General features: G+C 42.4%; 18 protein-coding genes. 2 read left to right on the top strand and 16 right to left on the bottom strand.

Translation table 11 applies throughout. From position 1 onward, the window contains the following. From bgtA to ABID23_RS07045, 13 genes are all read right to left on the bottom strand, one after another. On the bottom strand, nucleotides 1-617 hold a 617-nt coding region (gene bgtA, locus ABID23_RS07105), incomplete at its 3' end, for a gene transfer agent endolysin BgtA (RefSeq protein ID WP_354190690.1). 63 nt (nucleotides 618-680) lie between these two features. After that, nucleotides 681-1,010 carry a hypothetical protein gene (locus tag ABID23_RS07100; protein ID WP_354190688.1) on the bottom strand — a complete coding sequence of 110 codons (330 nt, stop codon included), beginning with the start codon at nucleotides 1,008-1,010 and terminating at the stop codon, nucleotides 681-683. 12 nt (nucleotides 1,011-1,022) lie between these two features. After that, nucleotides 1,023-4,205 (bottom strand): phage major tropism determinant, encoded by a 3,183-nt coding sequence (locus ABID23_RS07095; protein ID WP_354190687.1) that lies wholly within the window; start codon nucleotides 4,203-4,205, stop codon nucleotides 1,023-1,025. A 49-nt stretch (nucleotides 4,206-4,254) separates the two neighbouring features. Continuing rightward, nucleotides 4,255-4,440 carry a hypothetical protein gene (locus ABID23_RS07090; protein ID WP_354190685.1) on the bottom strand — a complete coding sequence of 62 codons (186 nt, stop codon included), beginning with the start codon at nucleotides 4,438-4,440 and terminating at the stop codon, nucleotides 4,255-4,257. A 12-nt stretch (nucleotides 4,441-4,452) separates the two neighbouring features. Next, on the bottom strand, nucleotides 4,453-5,586 hold the full coding sequence (gene bgtC / locus ABID23_RS07085) for a gene transfer agent tail collar protein BgtC (protein ID WP_354190683.1): 1,134 nt from the start codon (nucleotides 5,584-5,586) through the stop codon (nucleotides 4,453-4,455). Nucleotides 5,587-5,593: 7 nt separating this feature from the next. Continuing rightward, the gene (gene bgtC, locus ABID23_RS07080) at nucleotides 5,594-6,619 is read right to left on the bottom strand and encodes a gene transfer agent tail collar protein BgtC (RefSeq protein WP_354190681.1); all 1,026 of its coding nucleotides are present in this window, start codon (nucleotides 6,617-6,619) and stop codon (nucleotides 5,594-5,596) included. An 11-nt stretch (nucleotides 6,620-6,630) separates the two neighbouring features. After that, entirely contained in the window at nucleotides 6,631-7,275 is a 645-nt protein-coding gene (locus ABID23_RS07075; RefSeq protein ID WP_354190679.1) for a transglycosylase SLT domain-containing protein, read from the bottom strand. 17 nt (nucleotides 7,276-7,292) lie between these two features. Then, a complete protein-coding gene (locus tag ABID23_RS07070) occupies nucleotides 7,293-9,512 on the bottom strand; it encodes a hypothetical protein (protein WP_354190677.1) in 2,220 nt (739 codons plus the stop codon). Then, the gene (locus ABID23_RS07065; protein ID WP_354190675.1) at nucleotides 9,512-10,930 is read right to left on the bottom strand and encodes a hypothetical protein; all 1,419 of its coding nucleotides are present in this window, start codon (nucleotides 10,928-10,930) and stop codon (nucleotides 9,512-9,514) included. Before ABID23_RS07065 ends, ABID23_RS07070 begins: the two co-directional genes overlap by 1 nt. 24 nt (nucleotides 10,931-10,954) lie before the next feature. After that, on the bottom strand, nucleotides 10,955-11,893 hold the full coding sequence (gene bgtD / locus ABID23_RS07060) for a BaGTA-type gene transfer agent maturation protease BgtD (RefSeq protein WP_354190673.1): 939 nt from the start codon (nucleotides 11,891-11,893) through the stop codon (nucleotides 10,955-10,957). A gap of 1 nt (nucleotide 11,894) precedes the next feature. After that, nucleotides 11,895-12,320: a hypothetical protein gene (locus tag ABID23_RS07055; RefSeq protein WP_354190671.1), complete on the bottom strand. Its 426-nt coding sequence runs from the start codon at nucleotides 12,318-12,320 to the stop codon at nucleotides 11,895-11,897. Next, nucleotides 12,320-13,777 (bottom strand): gene transfer agent protein BgtE, encoded by a 1,458-nt coding sequence (gene bgtE / locus ABID23_RS07050; RefSeq protein WP_354190669.1) that lies wholly within the window; start codon nucleotides 13,775-13,777, stop codon nucleotides 12,320-12,322. Before bgtE ends, ABID23_RS07055 begins: the two co-directional genes overlap by 1 nt. A gap of 1 nt (nucleotide 13,778) precedes the next feature. Continuing rightward, on the bottom strand, nucleotides 13,779-14,486 hold the full coding sequence (locus tag ABID23_RS07045; protein ID WP_354190667.1) for a phage adaptor protein: 708 nt from the start codon (nucleotides 14,484-14,486) through the stop codon (nucleotides 13,779-13,781). Between the two features lie 64 nt (nucleotides 14,487-14,550). Between ABID23_RS07045 and ABID23_RS07040 the strand changes: the two genes are divergently transcribed. Together ABID23_RS07040 and ABID23_RS07035 are read left to right on the top strand one after the other, a co-directional pair. After that, complete coding sequence (locus tag ABID23_RS07040) at nucleotides 14,551-14,859, top strand: type II toxin-antitoxin system RelE/ParE family toxin (RefSeq protein WP_354190665.1); 309 nt, start codon at nucleotides 14,551-14,553, stop codon at nucleotides 14,857-14,859. Beyond that, a complete protein-coding gene (locus tag ABID23_RS07035; protein ID WP_354190663.1) occupies nucleotides 14,840-15,124 on the top strand; it encodes an addiction module antidote protein in 285 nt (94 codons plus the stop codon). Before ABID23_RS07040 ends, ABID23_RS07035 begins: the two co-directional genes overlap by 20 nt. A gap of 35 nt (nucleotides 15,125-15,159) precedes the next feature. Here the strand turns inward: ABID23_RS07035 and ABID23_RS07030 are convergent, their stop codons facing one another. The 3 genes from ABID23_RS07030 to ABID23_RS07020 all read right to left on the bottom strand — a co-directional run. Then, on the bottom strand, nucleotides 15,160-15,540 hold the full coding sequence (locus ABID23_RS07030) for a hypothetical protein (RefSeq protein WP_354190661.1): 381 nt from the start codon (nucleotides 15,538-15,540) through the stop codon (nucleotides 15,160-15,162). A gap of 11 nt (nucleotides 15,541-15,551) precedes the next feature. After that, the gene (locus tag ABID23_RS07025) at nucleotides 15,552-15,932 is read right to left on the bottom strand and encodes a hypothetical protein (protein WP_354190659.1); all 381 of its coding nucleotides are present in this window, start codon (nucleotides 15,930-15,932) and stop codon (nucleotides 15,552-15,554) included. Nucleotides 15,933-15,954: 22 nt separating this feature from the next. Then, nucleotides 15,955-16,359 (bottom strand): phage capsid family protein (locus tag ABID23_RS07020; protein ID WP_354190657.1); only part of this gene is annotated, 405 nt, incomplete at its 5' end.

Here is a 16,359-nt window from a genome sequence, read left to right as displayed (position 1 = left end):
GTACAAGCGGCTAAAACCATAAGACCTGCGAATGCCCATTGCACTGGACCATTGCCAACCAATAAGCCCCCAAAGCCTGAACAAGACCCTATGATCGGTGCTAAAGCTTCTACTTTCAAAAGACCCGTTGCCTCTTTCGCTTCCACTCTTTGATAGTTTGAAGAAATATAAGACCCCTTTGCCCACAAACCAGCTTCTGCTGCACGACGGTTGGATAAACCCTGAAGAGGCTTACCACCCACCTTATTCCATTTCTGTAATTCTGCTGGTACACAATCATAATCCCCCTTATTAAGTTTTTTTAACAAACTTGACTTGCAAAAGGCTTTCGTTCCTACATTATAGCAAAACGAAACGAGAGCCGCGAATTGGCAATCCGTTAACGAAACCGTAACCGTTTCCTCTACTGCATTCTCAAATTGCTTTAAGTCATCACAAAGAATTTCTTCTGCACGCTCTTGCGTAATACGCATACCTTTTTTGACAAGGGGACTACCTACATGACTCGTGTGACCATAACCAATAGTCCAAATACACGCCGTATCCCTATAGGCTTCCAAACGCAATCCTTCCCATTGTTTGATAAGCTCTAAACCTTCTTTGGATATCTTTCTCATCTCATCCTCCATAAAAAAAGCCCCACATCAGTGAGGCTGCATAAAAATCTTCTTTGATGATCTCTATTGGCTATGCTCTTTGATCAATTGTTCCACTTCATCAACACAAAAACCAAGCCGAAATATCGGGGCATATTCACTTTCCTGTAATTCATACTGACAGCGCTTGTCTATAAAAGCACCATTTGAAGGAAACGGCATATCTGTTGTTATAAAAACTTTACGCGTGTCATCTTCTAATCCTTTTTCACCTTCACTAAGCTCTTTAACAAAGCTCCAATAAAAACGCGTTGATAAAAGCATCTCCAACCTTCTTACCGTTTCAACTTTGTCAAAAGAAAGCATGTTCACATAATCTTCTTTGCTATTTAAATACTCTGGATAATCTATCATTTTCATATCCTACTATACAAAACTACGCGGACGGCTACAGCCTCGCGCTCCAACTTGTTCATTGGAACTATTCGTATTAACTCCTACTCGTGTAAAACGTCCACTCGTGCCATCATTAGACCAACTACCCCCTGCCACTAATACACTCGTCTGAGTTTGAATTTGATACTTTGATCCAACCTTTACAGCTGTATGCAGTGGAAAAGCGCCAGATATATATTGCCAAACATAACCGCAACCTTCTTCACAACCTATGTGGGAAATCATACGACGATTTGCCGTGTCAACATGACCTCCAGAAGTCTTAGGAGAAGGCGCCTGCTTTCCTTGAATAGACTTCATATCATTACTTCCATACATGGCTGAACAAAATTCCTCATCACTCAATAGAGACTTCTTAACGCGCATCATATCTGTGACATGATCTGCATACTGACGATTCGTTGTCACTGGAACACCATACACTGAACGCGTATTTTCATCCGTTCCTGATTGAAGATAAATATCAACCCAAATATTTTGCGAGGGATCGTAGACCATCCCTTCTGGTGAACTATGCGGACGGTGATTCAAACACCAAACTGAATTGGGTAAAATATCCCCTGCTTGATAACCCGATAACGGGTGATCTTTTATGGTATCAACATCTACACAAAGCGTATGAAACCCTCCTACCTTTCGAGAGTTTGTCGCTGTATAACCTGTAGGATAAGTAGAGTTGTCTGATAGAACAAATTTATAATACTGTTCTCCATCAGCGACCAAATAAACATAGTAATCTTTACCTGCAGAAAGAGAAGGAACATTTATTCTTGTATCTGTCGTATAATTTGCGACCAAAATATCATTAGTGCGGCCTAAGGTTATGCGCGTTCCTTTTTTCAAGGTTAGTTGTTTTTTTCCTGTCGCAACAAGAAACGGTGTGGATACGGAAAGAACCGTTAAATTGAATTCTTTCAGTAAAGTATTTATCTCTTCTGATAGCTCTTTTGCCTTTGAAGCTGTCGTAAGAGCGACTGTTGCTGTGCTCTTCGCGGAATTAGACGTTGCTGTTGCGACTGATAATGACCTCTTGATACCATCAAGCTCTTGCTTCGTTGTATCTAATGTTTTTTTTACTTGATCTGTAACATTTTTTGCTTCTTCTGCTGTCCTTTTCGCTTTATCAGCTGTTTCCTTGGCTTTAGTGGCTTCATCTTTGGCTTCATATGCTCTGCTACTTGCTGTCTCAGCTTTTTTCTTCGCTTCTTCTGACACGCTCTTCGAAGATGTCGCTACTTGACTGGCTTGATCACTCGTCGTTTTCGCTGCATTCACAACTGTTTCTAAACTTTCTGCTTTAGCTTTTGCTTCTTCTGATAGGGTCTTCGCTTCACCAGACTTCGTTAACGCTTCTAAGGTTTGTTGGCTTATCTCATCACCTTTCTGCTTGGCTGTCGTGGCGGTCGATAAGGCACTCTCTGCAACACTTTTAACATCACCAATCCTTTGCTTGACTTCATCACAAGCAGTCTTGCTTGTCTGTGCAAGATTCTTCGCCTCTTCTGATACCGTTTTAGCTTCATCAGCACGCCCCTTTGCATCATTGGCTGTGCTAGACGCCATATCCGCCGTGGCTTTTGCAGAAGTCGCTTCTCTTAACGCTTCCTCTGACTTCTTTTGCGCCTCTGTAGAGGCCGTACTCGCTTTTTCTGCTAAGCCTTTTACTTCTTCAGAAACATTCTTTACATCATTGACTGTGGTAAGCGCTGTAGACGCTTTCTCTTTCGCATCGCTCGCTTCTGTAAGCGCATTAATAGAAGCATTTTTGGCGTCTGTTGCTAATTGCTTGGCTTCTTCACAAGCTCTCTTACTTGCTTGCGCAACTCTCTCAGCTTCCTCTGATTTCTTCTGAACAGCTTCTGCTAAACTTTTGCTGGCTTCTCCACCTTCACGAACTGCTTGTCTATCCGCTTGCAATGCCTGCTCTGCTGTTACCTTCGCTTCATTGGCTATTCTAGACGCTTCTGATGCTTCTTGTTGTGCCTCTTGCGCAATCGTTTTAGATTCTGATGCTGTACGCGATACATCATCCACCTTCTTTTCAACGCCTAAAACTTTCTCTTGTGCCGTGTCTGCTGTATTCTTAGCCGCTTGCGAAAGAACATGCGCATCATCTGATTTATTTTTCGCTTCTTCTGCTAATCCCTTGGCACTATCTGCTATTTGCTTCGCACTAGTCGCTATCGTTTCTGCAGAATGCGCTGTCATCTTAACTTCTTCAACCAATTGTTTAACTTCAACCGCTTGGCTCTTGGCTTCCCTAGAAACGGTTTCTACGGTTAAAACCTTTTGTTGTGCTCCTTCCGCTGTCTGTTTTGCCCCCTCCGCTGTATTCTTCACATGATCAACCGACTGTTTTAGATCATTAACGCCCGTCAACGCTCTCAAGGCGGTTTCTTTTGCTTCACTAGCTACCAAAGATGAGGCTTCTGATTTGCTTGTTGCACTCTCTGCTTTAGACGTCGCTGTCGCTGCAATTTGTTTGGCTTCTGTTGACAGTGTCTTCGCTTCTGATGTTGCCATCTCTACTCGAGACACTGTTGCTTTCACTGACGTTGCTTCTGCTAAAGCTTGCTCCGCTGTTCTTTGCGTTGAAACCGCTACTTGTGTGACTGATGTGACACCTGTACTCGCTTTTTCTGCTAAACTTTTCGCTTCTTCTGCTAATCCCTTGGCATCATCTGCTGTTTGCTTTGCAGAATTGGATAGCGTAAGCGCTTTCTCTACCTCTTGCTTTACATCCATCGACCTTTGATGAGCGCTTGCTGCTTGACTCTTCGCATCACGTCCTTTTTTCAACGCATCATCGGCTGTGGTCTTCGCTTCATGCGCACTTGTCTCAGCTCTGGACGCTGTCGTCAAAGCTTGTGCTACCGTGACTGCCGCTCCATCGGCTAATTCTTTCGCATCATCTGCCAACCGTTTCGCTGCATCCGCTGTTTGCTTCGCTACCGTCGATAATCCTAGCGCTCGTTCTGAACTCTGTTGCGCCTGAACCCCTTGTTCCGCACTCGCAAAAACTTCGCGAGGATAAAGACTTGCCGTCCCTAACAACTTCGGAACAACAACCGTATCCTCTGAAACCCCCTCTATGATCTCTTCTTTCGTTGCCACTGGTATCTGATAGTCATGCGTATGATATGGTATCCCCATCGAATTTCTTCCTTACATCATTCAAAATAAATGCCTAAAATAAACACGTTCATAATTCTTCAATTTCGGACTTTAATGCCTTTAAACTTTCTTCATGATCCTTGTTCAAAGCATCCTTCAAGAGGTCAACGAGACCACTGAGCGGCGCATGCACAAAACCACTCCCTGTATACAAAACAACCCGTACTTTAGACGGGTCGCTAAGCTCTGATATTGCAAATGGTTTCGATAACATCTCAGCTCCTCATCAACTCTTTATCCCATAGACTATACTCATATTAAGCGGGCGTGTTTCTGCTCCTCCAAAACTATCCATCATGATAATATGATCATGCATGCCTAGATCTTCTCCTCCGCGTTTAGGAATTCTATACGTCTTTATAGTATCTCCATGCCTCAGAAAAAACGGGTGTAAAGTATAGACTTTACCTTCATTCAATGAAGGAAGTTCGGGGGCAAGGACGACTTCTCTTTCAAAAGCTTCATTGCATCTTGCCAAGGCATCTCCACTTAAACCTATACATTCCTCGTCTTGACTAGATCCATGGGGAACTGTATCAGTTACATGTGCAAATGTATAATCTACAACAATACTCCTCTTCCTCCTCCCACTGCTTTCTACTGGAGGTGAAAAACCAATACTATGTTCATGATTTCTCAAAGAGCACTGTTGCACACTGCCAAAAATACGACCATGATCAACAAAACCGCTATAATCAAAACCACGCAAAAACATGCCCCGTAAATCCGGAACATTAAACGTTGTTTCATCTCCACTTCCCCACATCGTTCCTATGGTCGCAAAAAGGGTACGATATTTATCACGCGAATATGAACGACCATCACAAGGCAGCCAACCTTCCGGCAAGCTTTCCATGGCAAAAGTGCCTATAAAGCCCGTAGGCAAACGGTGAAAATCAAAAACTTTTCTGAGCGTAGGATTCAGTAACTGCCAGCCCGAAATCTCTTCATCATACACAAGGGTGTAAGCACACCCTCTTTGTATCTCTCCTCCGACAACAGCTGTTACACCCGTTTCTGACGCTTTGTAAACTGATTGACCGCCAAGATTATTGAGCCTAATCGTGGTGACACCAACATTACTCTCCTTCGCCTTAAACCGTAAAGAAAGACCATTGCTATAACGGGAAAGTGATGAGCTGCTGGTTAAGCCAATGGTCGTTTGTTGCTGGTGATGATCAATCTCAAAATGACTATCAAGCGCACCACCAATATCTGATAAATACTCTCGCACACGTTGCATCATCCCACGGGCACTATTATTTACAGTATGGGGTGACTGACCCTCTGACCAATTAATAAGACTATCAGCGCCTGCATTCTCTGACGCTGTTAAAGACCAGTTATAAATATGTGACATATTGTCCTCATGTCTTTATGGCAAAAACAACGGAGACATTGATAGGACGCGTCTCACTCTCCCTATCCCTTAATGACGCCATTTGTTGTGTTTGTGGTTGTCCATAAGGAACCGCAAAAACATCATAGACCTGAATATCCTCTTTTCTGACCCCAGAAACCGTCGCAACTTTCGATATTTGATCCTCATCAAGCGCATGCCCCCATAAAGTGGTCGCCTCCCCATGCCAATAACGTGCATCATCATCAGACATCTGTGAAACTGATATCCTATGACCTTCATGTCTATGCGCTTGGATTAAATCCTGCTGGACACTGGCAAAACTACGTCCTGTATCAACATTGCGTCCAGCATCAAAACCCCGTAAAAACATGCCCCGTAAATCCGGTACATTAAATGTTCTAACCCCGTCCCCACTTCCCCATGTCGTCCCTATGGTCGCGAAAAGATTACTATAAAGACTCCGTGAATAAGCACTACCATCACACAATAACCAACCATTGGGGATTGCTTGCATTGCAAACGTCCCTATCAAGCCTGCTGGATAAAGAGAATTTGCCAAGCCTTGTGGTGATGCCAGAGGAGTAGGATTAAGCAAATGCCAGCCAGAAATCTCTTCATCATATACGAGTGTATATATGCAGCCAGTTTGGATTTCCCCTCCCTCTAACAAGGTTGCAACACCGGTGTCTGATGCCTTGTAAACCGGCTTACTTGATAAGCTATTCAAAATAACTGTGGTCGCTCCTACATTCTTGCCACGCGCTTTAAACCGCAAAACAATATCATTCTTATACTCTAAAAAGAGCGACTTACTTTGCAACCTTATGACGGTCGTTTGGTCACTATGATTTACCGTTACAACACCTTCAAGCGCACCACCTGTATCCCACAGATACTCCCGCACACGCTGCATCATTCCACGGGCGCTGTTATTGATCGTGCTAGGGCGTTGTCCCTCTGACCAATCAATCAAATCATCTGCACGTGTGTTATCCGCCGCTCTAAGCGACCAATCATAGATCGTTGACATGGGTGTAAATCCTAATTCCGGTAAAATGGTCCGTAAAATGCCCTCATGAATGACGTCATCAAAGGCGTATCATCATCACTCTCTTCTTCTGAAGACTCTTCTTGTGATGCTAATAATGCTCTTAAAACCTCTAGAAGGTTGTCTCTATTGCCAAAGCTTCGCTGTGCTAGAGGGCTTGCTCTATAAGGCTGCACACCATACATCTGAAATACACGGTTGGCAAAATCACTGGCACGCATAGCGCTGTTGCCACCATTCAAGCCAACCGCATTCCTCCCAACCATTTGCGCTGCATTGGCATGGGGATTTTGCAAAAGGCGCGCGGCTCCTCCTGCCCCTTGTTGGTGGGCTAAATACAATTCCGCATCGGTAGGCGCTCTCCCTAAAACACGGCTTAAATAGTTGCGATTGTCACGTGTCAAGCGCCCCATGGCATCCGCTGCTTGCATGGGATCAAAACGGTCTTGCAAACCATATTGCTTGGCTGTGCTGTTTATAAATTGATACAGACCACCTGCAGAAGAACGTGGGTTTCTTGCATTCGGATTGCCGCCACTTTCCACTTGTGCAACACGGTATAAATAGCTTTCTGGCAAACCATAGCGCGCTGCTGCTTGACGGATCGCTTGATCAACTGAAGGACTATAACGGGTCATAGCTTGTACATTCTCCTCTACTTCCACGTACTCAGCATATTAAAGTGCCTTGCTAATTCTTTTCCTTCTCCCCCAAACAAAGCAGCAGAGAGCTTTTTCACCCACTCTTTCGTCGCATATCCATTATGATACGCCTTCACCATCCGTTGAATAAGATCGACAATTTTATCGTTCGAAATCTCTGTTCCCTTTGTTAACAACTTGACCATATCCTTTTCAATACTTTCACGCTCTCTAGATGCTGCTTGTTTGAAAGGAATCCCTGAAGCCTTCAATGCGGCTTTGCCTGTTTGAAAGGCTGCATCGCGTGTACCCGTTGGCACACTGACATGATGCGTAAAAGAGATATCTTTATCCGCTTTGCGATTTGGTATTCTGTTATAAAAATCTGCATAATCGGCTTGTTTATTGACAACATTCTTAACAGCAGAAGCTTTATCGGCTCCATAAACCTTGGCAAACTTATCGTACAGATCATCTGCATCAAAAATTTGCTTTGCCTGAGAAACTTTATCTCCTGTTTGCTCCATATCCTTGAGAAGTTCTCTTCTTGAACCCTTTTTAAAGTATTCTTGTTGTCCCTCTGATAATTCATCAAAAATTTGACTGAACTCATCCTTATTAACCGACTTGCTAAGGATTTTAGAACCTTCACGCATAGCGTCTATATCTGAACTATAGTGATAATACAGACCCCGCGCCTTCTTATATTCAGACGATATATCATCCATAATCTCTAACAATTTTTTCTGAATGCCAACTAAACTGCGGGCTTTGCTGTCATCTCCTGTGTTCCTAGCTGTATCTATCATATGATTAAGTCTATACTTAGTTTCATGAAGTAACCCCATGCTAGGTTTCTGCTTAAGGAGACTAAACTTTTGAGAAGAAAATGGACTGACTTTGTTGCCATCACTGATAAACTTCTCTAACCCCGCATCATAAGCTTGTTTGAAATAAGGGCGCTCCATTAATTCGTTAAGCGCACCATAATATTTTTCTCCTACCGGAGTCTTCTTGGCTATTTCGTAAAGAGCATGTGATACTGCTTCCCTATTCGCAATAAGATCATCTTTTAAATTTGTAATATTTTGACGAGGAACAAAGTGTTCATCAACCGCCTGATGAATACGCTCCCCTCCTGCTAGTGCTCTCTCTTTAGCTCTTTTGGTTAAATCAAGATAAGCTCCTTGGTTTTTTCCAGCAACCTTAAAAACAAGATCTTGTAAAGAGGGACTATGATCCGCTACGTAATCGGTAGAGACTGCATTCTTAAAAGATTTTCCTAGCTCTTCAGAAGCCTCCTTACTTAAATTCTTACTGATTTCTCTCAACGTTGCTTTTGCAACACCTTCTTTTGTATGAGAAGGAGAAAACAATCTTCGTATTCCACCAACAGTAGAACCAGCCAAATGACCTAAAGCACTTCCAACAGCTGTCCCTCCCGCTCCCAATCCTCCACCAACTGCTGCACTTTGAAGTGTATGACCTAACCCTACACCTTCACCTACCCCCTGTAATGCACCAGATGCCGCCCCTACTTTAAGCAAATGCGGCAATGTTGTTTTATGCGTAATGCCTAAAAACGGACTTACTTTCTCACCTACATATTTACCTACATTTCCTGCTTTTCGTCCTACCGATGTTTGACCAGCTTTTAAAAACAATTGACCTAACTTTGATCCTCCAATACTATTTGCAAGTGTAGGCGCTATAAAACGGGCTCCAGAAGCTAATGCTCCTGCCCCTAAAGTCGCAAGTGAAGGAATTGCCGACCCTAAAGCATTTCCTGCAAAAGAAGTCCAATAATGTTGATCACCCATCCTACGATAATAATCACGTATTCTATTGACTTCTTTCTCATACTTCTCTCTGGTTTGCTTATCTCCAAGCCAATAGTTGACAAGTCCCTTCCCAAAAGCCGTTATTGCCCAATCATCATCAGAATCACGTCCTGCCGCTGTGAGCGCTGCAATCTCATCATCTAAATTAAAACTCAAACCATGCTTTAAAGAGTTCAAAAAAGCTTCACCGCCACTTATTTCTGAATGTTGGGGTGATGTTGTTTCTTCAAAGTTGGAGGCATCATCGAGAACACGCAAACGATAACGTTTTCCACTTTTAGATGTTACATATTCTGGAGTGCCACCTCTCGAATTGTCATCGAGAACACGCAAACGGTAACGTTTTCCACTTTTAGATGTTACATATTCTGGAATGCTAGTATAAGTATTCATTAATACTCTTCCTTTTCAATACGCTTACCGGTAGACGCATCTATAAACACAGTGATATCATCTCTGTCGATACCTTCCTGCCATTTCATTGTAGGTATATTTTTACTGCCTCCTTGTGACATCAACTGATCAGAAGAATATTGACTATGGTTTCCATTAACAGCATTGATCATATTTTCTTCTGTAGGATCAATATCACCTAGTAAAATACCTACTACTTCAGAATTAAGTTTTGATATAACAGTTTTTATTATGTTCAAACGACGTTTAAATTCTTGTGGAGACATGTCGAAACTTAAATCACCCAGAGACTGTTTTAACATTTCAATGTCTTTATCACTAACATTTCCAAGCCCTATCGTCCCTCTTGGCGAGAGCATTTTCATTTGATCTATACGATCAAGCGCTATTCGAGATTTTATTGATTGTATAATAAGTCGTGCATCTGATTGTTCTGACCCTGAAAGCACATAGCTAGCTGCCTTAGCCATATGACCTGTGGCATAATTTCCAAATTTATCGGCATATCTCTGCAAAAGATCGATATCGTCTATCAAAACTTTTCCATATATTTGTTTACTTTTGATCAAAGAAGCAGCACGTTTATTTTCCATATACGCTTTGCTTCCAGGGTTATAAACTACTCTTTTTCCTGTTGGTGATGTTGGATCATCAATTAACGAGGTTCCATCATTAAAGTCTTTTCTACCTGTATTTGTGAGCATCGCACTAAGCATTTGAGGATTCCGTACCATGACAGCAGCTTCTTCTTCGCTATATCCTTTAGATTTCAGATACTCGACAGTTTGGTTAACCTGCCCTCTTTGTTTATCTCCTTCATTAAGATGCTTCACACCACTTGCTAGCGCATCCCATCCAGAACCATCTGTGGGTGCTGCCGCCATACCTGCAAAAAGATCTTTGAGCTTCTGATACGCATCTGATTGAAAAAATTTGTAAGTATTGGACTGTAAAAATTTCTCTGCATCTGTCAGTTCAGGAGGCGGTGTTGGGGAAGCGGGTGCTAATGGTTGCGTTTGTTCACTAACATGAGGTTTTAGTTCTTGTGGAGTACTCTCTAGTGCATTTGGCATGGGTGGATGTTGATCAAATCCAAGAGGCATTTCCGTTCTAGGAGCCGTATAGGGCATAAATGGTCCATATGGATTCAGACTATTCTGTAAATAGGGGTTGGATGGGGCATGTGCTTCATTTATATTATCCAGAATACTCCCAATCGCCCCACCAATTACTAAAGGATTCTTCAGGTTTGGTTTCATTAATTGTCCCAATCCTTTCGCCCCTGTAACCATTTTTGGAGCTACTCTGGGATAAAGATACCTAAAAATATGAGGTCCATATCTCAATGCTGCCCCACCTGCTACCCCAGAAGCTAAGCCTAATAATGGAAATGCCATCACACTCTCCTACAAAACTATTCTTTAATTATTCTCCAGAGCTTTCTTTTGATTCATGTAATCTAAAAAAAGCTTGGATGCTCCTCCTGCCAACGCTGCTCCCATTGGACCACCTGCCATATAACCAAAAGCCATAGGTGCTGTATGAAGTGCCAGAGAACCTATAGCCCCTACATTTTTCCATGGGTTATTGCCTGCCATCGTAGAGCCTGACACATTATTCGTCGTCGTCCCGTAATTGCCTGCAAAACCACGACCGGCGTTCATCAACATGTTCAGTCTGTTCCAGCCGCTATTATCTTGCTCCAGCCAACGTTCACGATTGGCATCAACAATTCTCTGATTGTGGGCATCAAGCACACCTCCCCCCTGTATGGCATTGGAATAGGCATTGCCATAACCCTGTAAGAAGTTATTTGAGGCTCCCAACTGATTTTGATTGGCTTGGTCTATCATGGCATTGGCTTGCATCATGCGGTCCGCATCACGATTATATTGATCTGCCATAGCACTTGTGGACAAAGCACCAAGTTCATTTGCCAATACACCTGCATGTGCACCGGACCCATAACGACCCGCACCTGCAAAAGAGCTGTTAATCGTATCTCTTACACGGTCTAAGCTATTTTGAAGGGCGGCATTAAAAGACGGATTCTGTCCAACCAGACCGCCAGAAGCCATTCTTCCAAGATTGCTTGCTGCCGACGTTGGATTATAAATTGTATTCATCAAAGAGCGATTTTGATAATGATGCGGAATACTTCCAAGACCACCTATGGCTTGGGTGGTTTGAGCACTTAACGGTGCAACACGAGGCCCCCCATACACATTCCCACCAATCCCTGTATTATACAGATTATATGCATCCGTACCGCCACGCTTAAATACATCTGCCATCCAAGCAGGAGGGGCACTTGTCTGCACCTGCTTCTGTTCTGTCGTTGTTGGTGTTTGGCTCCCCATTTTACAATTCCTTCCTATAATAAAGCATATCTATGCCATAGCCTTGTTTGGTCAGTGCACGTTTCCAGCCTAAGCGACCCAAAATCTCTATCTCAAAAGCCCCATTCTCACGCGCCCAATCCTCTGCAACGTGCAAATTGTCAACCAAATCAAGAACACCTTTGCCACTACATTCACAAATCAGAGCGCGTTTCTTTCCTAAAACTGTTTGTTGTATCTGGGTCGTGACGACCGCTAAAAAGCGCTCTTCATCATCCAAAACAAGCCATAACTGTTTCGTACCACTGCAAATAGATTCAATGAGTTCTTGCAACGTAATTTCATGTTTGAAACACTCTACATACTCTCTAAAAGATGCAATGATTTCTTCAAGATAAGGGGATATACGCTCCATATCCCAAGAACTGGTCAAAAAGACTTTTGCCATTACTCTCTACCAAAAGGACGTAAATCCACATTAAAACCCGTAATCGTTGTCCAAGATTCATTCTTAGGAATGCGCAATTTAAAGCGGTGATAACGATTGCGTGAACGCCCGTGATAAGCACCCGTCACAAATGAACACACCCTCTCTTTGTGCCATGTGATCGGCGTCTGATCATGACGAACTCGCCGCTCGCCTATACTTAAAAGACCTTGCGTCGTATCAACTTCGGCAAACAACTTCGTGATAAAGTTAAAACTTCCATTTTGTGCCCCCATTTCTTGCGAAACAACAGTTGCTTCCATCGGCGCTCCCGTAAACACAACAAGCCGATTATCGCTATCAAAGCCACCAAGCATTGGGGCGCCACTTTGCCAAATCGAACTATCAAGAGAGGCAGGTAAATCCTCAAGATTGATCGAAATCTCATCCAATTGTTCTAAAGTATAACCTGTCGTAAAAACAGAAAACAATGTGAAAAGGTCTCCTTGTAGCGTCGACCACTTCTGCAGTCCCCAATCATAAACAAAGGTCGTTTGCTCGTTATTACCTCTCTTTAATGACCAGTAAATCCGATTATCTACGGGGTCTATAACCCCTCGCATCTCATCAAGAGCAAACTTATCAAAGGTTTTAAAAACTGTTCTATCAACCTTCTCAAAACCTATCGGCAAAAGTTGACCATCAGAACTCATCTGATAAAAGCCACCATCACTAGCAAAAAAAGCATCACTCCCTCGACACGCTATAGAAGCTGCACTGCGCGCCCCGCGCTTGTCTTGGATCTTTTGAAACGTAAATACAATTTTAGAACCTGGAACAAAGGTTCCTGCATAAATAGCAGAACGCATAAAAATGAGTGGATTGGCGGATTCCGTAGACCCTTGAACATATTCTCCATCCGGAAAATCTTGAAAATCGCAATTTTTCTCTTTAACCGTCCAGTGCGTTGCATCATTCAAACCCGACCAATGAATACGATTGGGGTGATCTGTCAATTGCATCAAACAAACAAAATCACCCCAAACCTTCACCAAACCTGCTTTCGGTGGACTGCCTCCTAAATCTTCAAATCGTTCAGAACTATGGGTATTAAAAACTTGCGGTTTATCATTTTTATTCACCGCAATAATGGCTTCACCAAACAATGCAAAGGACCATTTATTCTCCTCATTTGCTTGATAGGTCACACCAGTTTGGCTTATGTCCTTCCAACCCTTCGTTTGGCTATCATAACTGTAAAGCTTTTTCTTGCCTCCTACGATAATCTTGACACCATAACCACTTCTAAGGGCTATACACCCCAAAGGCTTTTCTTCCAAAGGGTCAGAAACAACCGTTGCACTAGGCATCGGAATGTAACAGCCATCAGCCGGTAAAACATTCACAAGCGTATCCGTAAAGCTACCGTTGACGACCGAAACATCTGGTCTGTAATCAGCGATTGGAAAATACACCATATTAGAAATCCGTTGGAATTATTCGGGTCACATTATGACGTTTAGAGGTCTCTGCACGCAATGCATGCAATTGCTCGTTAAAGTCATTATAAGCAGCGGCTGCACAATCAGGGTCTTTCAGAATATTCTTGTACAGTTCATATTTTGCACGCGCTTTGATCAAATCAAAACCATAGATAAACCATGGGTGTTCCTCATCAACACTCTCTATCTCTGATAAGCGCTGTGGAGAGAAAAGAAGTTGTATCTGATACACTCTATCCGGTGTGGGATAAAGATACAGTTTCCTATCAAAATAACTGTAACAAACCGGCGTTCCTTGCTGCTCTGATGATAACAAAGGCTCTAAAGAAACATGATCCTTACACTCCAATGCAAACTTATGATGTTGATCAGAACTCAAATAAACGTTTTTGATTTTAACAGCACTTTCGATATGACGGATGTCACTTGCATCATAAGTTCCCTGACCCGCCCGCGTCTCAAACACCACATCACGGCTTTCGTTAAAGTAAAAACTTTCCCTCTCACAAAAACGAATAGCAGCAAAAATACTTTCTTGGATTTGCACTACATACTCATCCGTGATGTCATCAATCTCATCTTGAATGACCGACACCAAGTGCGAAAGCGTTTTTTTATGACGAAAAACATCTTGCTTTGCCGATATCGGTCCTCCTGTGCGTATACGAATATAATGACGTGACATCAGAATACCTTTCTGTGAAAAAACTTGCCTTGACATTTTATATTGTGTGTATTACAGTGCACCAATGGTGTTCATTCATAAAACGGTAGAATTTGATACTTGGCTTAAGAAACTTAAAGATAAAAGCGTTAAGGCTATTATTCTTCAACGTGTTGTACGCTTAAAACAAGGTCTTTTAGGTGACATTAAATTCTTTAATGGCATAGGTGAATTGCGTATCCACTATGGCGCAGGTTACAGAATTTATTTTATCCAAAAAGGTTCTCATTTTATCCTTTTGTTATGTGGTGGAGATAAATCGACACAGAAAAGGGATATTGAACAAGCGTTAAAGTTAAAAGAGGAATACAGTGATGAAAATAACCCCATTTAAACCAGAAGAATATCTTGAAGACATCGAAGTACAACAAGCATTTCTCAATGAAGCCTTTAAAACCGGTGATGCTGCTCATATAGCTGATGCCCTTGGGATTGTTGCTCGTACTCAAAATATGAGTGCCTTAGCAAAAGAAACCAATCGAGAACGCAGTGGGTTATACCGCTCTTTAAGTAAAACCGGTGATCCAAAACTTTCTACCTTAGTCGCTGTCTTATCTGCCCTTAATTTGCAACTTTCTGTACACTCTTCTACTTCATAAATTGAAGGGGAGTTAATAGATCTCTCCCCTCAATTTCAATGATTGGTCACGAATTCAACGACTATACTTGCTTGACCAGCTTGTACTGTTTTGTCGGCTTTGGCATAAAGCGTGACCTCTTTATCATAAGGGACAAACTCCTTCTGATTGCTAGGTTTAACCTCTTTGACTGCCTGCTGTTTGATTTCTGCTTCACCAAATTCAGTTCCTCCAGCAGTGCTGCCTATTTTAACCTTCGTGTCCGAAAATGCTGTCTTAACATATACTTTAATCGAAGTAATCAAAGCACCTCTAGGGAGGGTGCCTATCTTCATCGCCTGTTCTTTATCTTCATAGCTAAAATTAAGACGCAAAAAGCTTACCTGCTGCGTATGAAGATTTCTCCCTTGCAAGGGCTGTGGTAAATAATCTGCCATGTCTTGTCCCCTCAATGATTTGTCACAAATTGCACAACCACAATACATTCACCAGCATCAGTGGTTTTATCTCGTGTTGCATAAAAGGTCATTTCTTTATCCTCTGGAGTAAAAACCTTTTGGTCTGTTGGTGTAAAATCTTGTGTGCCTTGGGCTTTGATATCTTTTTCGCCAAACTCATTGCCACCATAAGTGCTGCCAATCTTCAATTTCGTCTCAGAAAACGCTGTCTTCACAAACGTTTTAATTGAAGTGATCAAAGCACCACGGGGTAATATCCCTATTTTCTCCGTAAGATGCTTCTCTTTATGTGAGATATTCAAACGTAAGAAACTCACCTGTTGGGTATGTAGATTTCTTCCTTGCAAGGGAGAGGGTAATTGATCTGCCATGTCTTGTTTTCCTCCTTAATGATTACGCTGCTGCTTCACCGCTGTAGGTAGGAATAACAATCGTTCCAAAATCTTGTGCTGTCTGTGCGCTATTTGGCATTTGGAAACGGGTTTTCTTCATTCCTATCAAGGTCTTTGCAGCTACACCAAATTCACGTTCATAATCAAAATACTCTTCTTTAAGCGTGTAATTCGTTGCACTATGATTTTTCCCAAAACCTATAATCGCACTCTGTGCTCCTAAGAAAACCGCACGACGCACACTCTTTACCGCTGTATTATTTGTCGAGTTAACACCATGGGTGACATGAATAGCCTCGCGTAAAACAACACCATTATACATGCCAAGAGAACCATCAAAGATTGGGTTCTTTGCACGGGAGGTTGCATAAACCGATTTTTGAATATCTAACCATTCACCAGCGGC

Source organism: Bartonella silvatica (assembly GCF_040545155.1).
In the GTDB taxonomy this organism is placed as follows: Bacteria; Pseudomonadota; Alphaproteobacteria; order Rhizobiales; family Rhizobiaceae; genus Bartonella; species Bartonella silvatica.
This window is presented reverse-complemented; position numbering and strand designations above follow the sequence as displayed.

What these genes read in the sequence shown, in the direction of transcription:
- ABID23_RS07100 (WP_354190688.1), bottom strand. Translation starts at nt 1,010, where the DNA reads ATGATAGATTATCCAGAGTATTTAAATAGCAAAGAAGATTATGTGAAC.
- ABID23_RS07090 (WP_354190685.1), bottom strand. Translation starts at nt 4,440, where the DNA reads ATGTTATCGAAACCATTTGCAATATCAGAGCTTAGCGACCCGTCTAAA.
- bgtC (WP_354190683.1), bottom strand. Translation starts at nt 5,586, where the DNA reads ATGTCACATATTTATAACTGGTCTTTAACAGCGTCAGAGAATGCAGGC.
- ABID23_RS07025 (WP_354190659.1), bottom strand. Translation starts at nt 15,932, where the DNA reads ATGGCAGATCAATTACCCTCTCCCTTGCAAGGAAGAAATCTACATACC.
- ABID23_RS07040 (WP_354190665.1), top strand. Translation starts at nt 14,551, where the DNA reads ATGGTGTTCATTCATAAAACGGTAGAATTTGATACTTGGCTTAAGAAA.
- bgtD (WP_354190673.1), bottom strand. Translation starts at nt 11,893, where the DNA reads ATGGGGAGCCAAACACCAACAACGACAGAACAGAAGCAGGTGCAGACA.
- ABID23_RS07055 (WP_354190671.1), bottom strand. Translation starts at nt 12,320, where the DNA reads ATGGCAAAAGTCTTTTTGACCAGTTCTTGGGATATGGAGCGTATATCC.
- ABID23_RS07035 (WP_354190663.1), top strand. Translation starts at nt 14,840, where the DNA reads ATGAAAATAACCCCATTTAAACCAGAAGAATATCTTGAAGACATCGAA.
- ABID23_RS07075 (WP_354190679.1), bottom strand. Translation starts at nt 7,275, where the DNA reads ATGACCCGTTATAGTCCTTCAGTTGATCAAGCGATCCGTCAAGCAGCA.
- ABID23_RS07065 (WP_354190675.1), bottom strand. Translation starts at nt 10,930, where the DNA reads ATGGCATTTCCATTATTAGGCTTAGCTTCTGGGGTAGCAGGTGGGGCA.
- ABID23_RS07095 (WP_354190687.1), bottom strand. Translation starts at nt 4,205, where the DNA reads ATGGGGATACCATATCATACGCATGACTATCAGATACCAGTGGCAACG.
- bgtC (WP_354190681.1), bottom strand. Translation starts at nt 6,619, where the DNA reads ATGTCAACGATCTATGATTGGTCGCTTAGAGCGGCGGATAACACACGT.
- ABID23_RS07045 (WP_354190667.1), bottom strand. Translation starts at nt 14,486, where the DNA reads ATGTCACGTCATTATATTCGTATACGCACAGGAGGACCGATATCGGCA.
- ABID23_RS07030 (WP_354190661.1), bottom strand. Translation starts at nt 15,540, where the DNA reads ATGGCAGATTATTTACCACAGCCCTTGCAAGGGAGAAATCTTCATACG.
- bgtE (WP_354190669.1), bottom strand. Translation starts at nt 13,777, where the DNA reads ATGGTGTATTTTCCAATCGCTGATTACAGACCAGATGTTTCGGTCGTC.
- ABID23_RS07070 (WP_354190677.1), bottom strand. Translation starts at nt 9,512, where the DNA reads ATGAATACTTATACTAGCATTCCAGAATATGTAACATCTAAAAGTGGA.